This window comes from Methylobacterium sp. WL18, assembly GCF_008040015.1.
Classification (GTDB): domain Bacteria; phylum Pseudomonadota; class Alphaproteobacteria; order Rhizobiales; family Beijerinckiaceae; genus Methylobacterium; species Methylobacterium mesophilicum.
In genome coordinates, this window is the sequence record NZ_VRVD01001016.1 from 1 (window position 1) to 1092 (window position 1092).

Genomic DNA, 1092 nt, shown 5'->3' on the forward strand with positions numbered 1-1092 from the left:
AGCAGCGCCAGATACGGCGCAACCAGCGCCCATTCCTCATCGGACACGTCAGAGGGATAGCCGGCACGACCTGCGCTCATGCCCAAAAACGCAAACCTCACCCATTCAGTTCATAACAGCCTCTAGGACGTTAACCAATATTCTGTTATATCAGTATTTGACGATATGACTGGCACCAACGAGCGCGGTCAAGCGTGGCTATCTACTTATTAAGCCCGCTATAGCGCCTACTACTTTCGATGGCGTGCCTGCGAACAGTGTCGGCCGGCGCGAGGCTTGAATCGAAGCAGTCGATCGCGTGAATACGGCCTTCGCAAGCCACACCCGGAGGCAGTGACAGTCTTCGTGAAAGTTCACGGTGGCAGGATTTGTGCGTTGCCGCACGAACCCGAATCTGTACCGGTAACTCCGCAAGTCCGCCGGCGATTCTCCCTCACGACAGGCGCGGGCCGAGCCGCGCCTTCGGCATCCGCACGCGGGACGCCGAGATCGAGAGGGCGCGCGGTCGGTTAGGCCGGGATCGCCCGAGGAGGCCGTGATGAAGATCCTGATTGCCGCCACGCCGCTCACCGGCCACGTGAACCCGCTGCTCGCCATCGGCCGCGCCGCCGCCGCCCGGGGCGACACCGTGCAGGTGCTGACCGACCCGGCCTTCCAGGCCAAGGTCGAGGCGGCGGGCTTGGGCTTCGCGCCCTACGCGGACAACGATTCCGCCGGCTTCCTGGAGACGGCGCTGCCCGCCGGCCCGGAGCGGTTCCGGAGCGAATTCCAGCGGCGCTTCATCGATCCCATGCCGGTCCAGGCCGCCGCCCTGCGGGCCCTGATCGCCGCGGATGCGCCGGACGTGATCGTGGCCGGCAGCATGTTCCTCGGCGTTCTGCCGCTGCTCCTCGACAGGGCGCCGCGCCCGCCGATCGTCACCGCCAACATCAGTTTCCTGTTCCTCGAACGGCCCGACCACGCTCCGATCGGCCTGGGCCTGCCGCCCGCCCGCGACCCGTCCGAACTCGCCCGCTACGCCGCCCTGAAGGCGGGCATGGATGCCGCCTTCGCCAACCCGGTCCGGGCCTACGCGGACGCGCAGCTCGCGCG

2 pseudogenes are annotated in these 1092 nt (G+C 66.8%); one reads left to right on the forward strand and one right to left on the reverse strand.

Annotated features, from left to right (window positions below):
- A pseudogene (locus tag FV228_RS30560) lies at positions 1 to 80 on the reverse strand (IS5/IS1182 family transposase); the annotation flags it as partial.
- 458 nt (positions 81 to 538) lie between these two features.
- On the opposite strand from FV228_RS30560, the pseudogene FV228_RS30565 reads away from it, so the two are divergent.
- Positions 539 to 1092 (forward strand): annotated as a pseudogene (locus tag FV228_RS30565) (glycosyltransferase); the annotation flags it as partial.